Raw genomic sequence first — 3,019 nt, forward strand, 5'->3', positions numbered from 1 at the left:
CGTCATTGGATTTCTCACCGGATGGTCTTGGATTTTACAGTCTTTATCTCTATCACATCTTTAAAAAAATGGTATAACGCTTCTGTGTCGAGAAAACTGGCGATCGAAATGGCGATCGCCGCTGCGATCGGATATTCAATTACGAGTCATTGTGAGGTGGATGTAGAGCGATAGAATGCAGGACTCGTCGAAGATTGACTACTCCTTCTCGGTTGAGTTGGAGCCGATCGATGGTAGCGCGTCCAGTCGGTGTTAAACCCAACATTTGAGTCGAATCGCTGCTCCAAGTAAAGTGTTCGCTCCAGTTATCCCGTCGAGGATGATAAAGTGGGACGGAGCCACCTGTAACGGGGTCGATCACCTCACTATGACCAAGAATGTCTTGATGGTACCCGCCACGTGATTTATCCGTCGAATCAATCCCAAATCGAAAATCGAAAATCCTCAAGAAAGAGCATTTATTCGTGGGGTCAATCTAAAATCTAAAATCTAAAATCTAAAATCGATTGACTGTATTTGAAATTGTTGCACCCTTGACAAGCGATCGCCAGATTATCCAAATCACTGGTGCCACCTTTGGAGCGAGGGATAATGTGTTCAATGGAGAAGGGGTCTGGAGAGAATTTAGCTTGACTGAGACAATACTCGCAGCAACCATTGGCGCGTTGTTTAATGAATTGTCGTTGCTGCTGTGTGAGGCGGGATTCAGGCATAATCAACGATCTCGGGATGAGGATTGATGCCGAGGGTTTGCATGAGCTCCGTCAGAGGTTGGTTGCGGAAGGTTGCGAGTTGAATTAAGGCTTGAATGCGGGCAACATTGAGTTGTTCAAGGCGATCGCTCATTTGGATCAGTTGCTTGTGTTCTTCGGGAGTCAGGGTTTCGGCATGACGCTTGGCGATGAGGGCATGGTATTCTTCCCAGGTTTGTGCACTAAAGCCGATGTTAATTTGTTGCAGCAAGTCTGCTTCAGTAGGTTGGGTGGTTGGAAGTCTAGGCTGGAGGCGTTCTTGCAGGGCGTTGAGGATGTAGCGATCTGGTTCAACGCCCTGTCGAGATGCTTCAGTGCGGATCTGGTGTTCGAGTTCGGGAGAGAGGTTGAGGGTGATGGTGGTCATGGTTATCTTGGCAGCAACATCTATTCATCATTTTAGCGATCGGGCTTTCACCTGATCTCGAACTTCATCGCCTGCGACTTCTCGGTTTTACTGCCCGCGTCCTGGTTTGCAATCTACGAAACCTAATGCTTCTGTGTCGAGAAAATTGGCGATCGAAATGGCGATCGAAATGGCGATCGGATATTCAATTTTCGCAGCACGCGCAATTAGAGCAGCTTTAATTCGTTCTGGCAAAGGTCCCAAAATAACTTCGGCATCAGGAGAAAGTTGTTCTTGAAGTTTAGCTTGCATGACATTCACCTTTGGGTTGGAATTTGATAGATACATTCAAGCCACTACCCAACTCAGATTTAGCGGTCTAACGTTGCCAATCACCCGCCGCAAATTACCTCAGACTGCCACCGACAGGATCTCGACGGTCGGGTGCATTGGCGTTGTTCGAGTGCGCGCATCTCTTGCCGTATTTTGATGCTACCGCAAAAAAGCGCGTAACTTTTCAAGTTCATCACCCTGTAAACACTTAGCAAAAGAACGGTGGGTCCGAGCATTTGGATGGGGGAGAAAAGCAAAAAATCTTTCACGATTCCCTATCTCAACGAACTCGGATATTGAATTTGCTGTAGAGATATTGAATTGGCTTTGAATCACTTGCTTTGCGCGTGCCCCCAGTACCACTATCACTTTTGCTCTTGCTAGTTCTAAAACTCTCAACAAGTAGGCTTCCACACATTGCTCCTGTGCTTCTTCTACACCAGTTTCGGCACGAGACTTACAATGCACTATCTCGGTAAGCGCATAATCAATGCCTGGACTAACGTTCCGTTGAAGTAGCTCAATCGCACGTTGTCTAACCGCTGCCCAAAATCGAGTAGAGCGACTATATTTCCCGTCTTTTAGCAAGGATTTTGTACCATCAACGATCCAGTGCTTACGTCCTCCTCCAAAACGGTAATTGAAATAATCATGTACTTCGCTACATGACCAATCCCAAGTTGGGTAATCTTCATCAGAGCCAATTGATGGATTTGAACTCAGGAAGAGAATGGGTGCTTGCTCTATCTGTCCACTCCAAGGTTCAGGCACTTGAAATTTTTCTAACCCAATTGCATTTTGAGAGTCAACAATTGTACGACATGGATTTTCAACAGCAAGATCTTCTTGACACTCTCGTGCATGGGGACAATGAACAATTTCACTTAGCAGAGTTTTTTCAGGCATTCCCGAAATATATCAACTGATTACGAGTTTACGAAAATCTAGCAGTCTAACTTATAATTGTATCGCAGTTGCGGTACAATACCCAATAGAAGAGAAAAATACCGCCGATCGATCGCTGATGTATGTCACCAAAAGTGGCACTAATTCACATAGCAATTGCTGCCGTTAGATGAAAATTTAACCAAATTGTCATGCGGCTAAAACAGGACGATCGAGCTTGCGGACTGCATACAGAAGCGTAGCTTTAATATAGTCAATTTCCAAGTCTGGAAATTCTTCGATAAACTTAAAAATTTGCTCACCCGCAGCCAGCAACTCTAGGATATCGATGACTCGAATCCGCCTTCCCCGGATGCAGGGACGATCGCCACATTGTCTTGGGTTCACTGTAATTCTGTCAAACAGATAAGCAACGGATGCTGGCATGAGTTAAAATTGTTTAAAATTTTTGTATATAGCTTACTTCATTTATCGCCCCAAACTCACACCGCGATATAATTCTGCGATCGCTATGCTGTAATAGAGATCAGTCCATTTAAACTTCCATAGTTTATGACCGCAGGAGTATCTATTGACATTGGTACGCTCATTACACGCACTCCCGGACGGGAGCATCCCGATTTTGCAAGTATACAAAAGTATGATAAAATGCGCTGCTTTTGGGAAAAGCCAACACTTAGCT

General features: G+C 45.1%; 5 protein-coding genes. All 5 read right to left on the reverse strand.

The window, feature by feature from the left end; translation table 11 throughout:
* Positions 1–482: 482 nt before the first annotated feature.
* The 5 genes from QUA99_RS32470 to QUA99_RS32490 all read right to left on the reverse strand — a co-directional run bounded on the left by QUA99_RS32470 (position 483) and on the right by QUA99_RS32490 (position 2,763).
* Entirely contained in the window at positions 483–713 is a 231-nt protein-coding gene (locus QUA99_RS32470; RefSeq protein WP_333245657.1) for an HNH endonuclease signature motif containing protein, read from the reverse strand.
* Positions 706–1,119, reverse strand: coding sequence for a hypothetical protein (locus QUA99_RS32475; RefSeq protein ID WP_333245659.1), 414 nt, complete (start codon positions 1,117–1,119; stop codon positions 706–708). Before QUA99_RS32475 ends, QUA99_RS32470 begins: the two co-directional genes overlap by 8 nt.
* An 87-nt stretch (positions 1,120–1,206) precedes the next feature.
* Entirely contained in the window at positions 1,207–1,410 is a 204-nt protein-coding gene (locus QUA99_RS32480) for a hypothetical protein (protein WP_333245662.1), read from the reverse strand.
* Between the two features lie 180 nt (positions 1,411–1,590).
* The gene (locus QUA99_RS32485; protein ID WP_333245665.1) at positions 1,591–2,337 is read right to left on the reverse strand and encodes a uracil-DNA glycosylase family protein; all 747 of its coding nucleotides are present in this window, start codon (positions 2,335–2,337) and stop codon (positions 1,591–1,593) included.
* 189 nt (positions 2,338–2,526) lie between these two features.
* Positions 2,527–2,763: a DUF433 domain-containing protein gene (locus tag QUA99_RS32490; RefSeq protein ID WP_333245668.1), complete on the reverse strand. Its 237-nt coding sequence runs from the start codon at positions 2,761–2,763 to the stop codon at positions 2,527–2,529.
* Positions 2,764–3,019 lie beyond the last annotated feature (256 nt).

The sequence above is a fragment of the Microcoleus sp. F10-B2 genome, from assembly GCF_036704965.1.
GTDB lineage: Bacteria > Cyanobacteriota > Cyanobacteriia > Cyanobacteriales > Microcoleaceae > Microcoleus.

What these genes read in the sequence shown, in the direction of transcription:
- QUA99_RS32480 (WP_333245662.1), bottom strand. Translation starts at nt 1,410, where the DNA reads ATGCAAGCTAAACTTCAAGAACAACTTTCTCCTGATGCCGAAGTTATT.
- QUA99_RS32485 (WP_333245665.1), bottom strand. Translation starts at nt 2,337, where the DNA reads ATGCCTGAAAAAACTCTGCTAAGTGAAATTGTTCATTGTCCCCATGCA.
- QUA99_RS32490 (WP_333245668.1), bottom strand. Translation starts at nt 2,763, where the DNA reads ATGCCAGCATCCGTTGCTTATCTGTTTGACAGAATTACAGTGAACCCA.
- QUA99_RS32470 (WP_333245657.1), bottom strand. Translation starts at nt 713, where the DNA reads ATGCCTGAATCCCGCCTCACACAGCAGCAACGACAATTCATTAAACAA.
- QUA99_RS32475 (WP_333245659.1), bottom strand. Translation starts at nt 1,119, where the DNA reads ATGACCACCATCACCCTCAACCTCTCTCCCGAACTCGAACACCAGATC.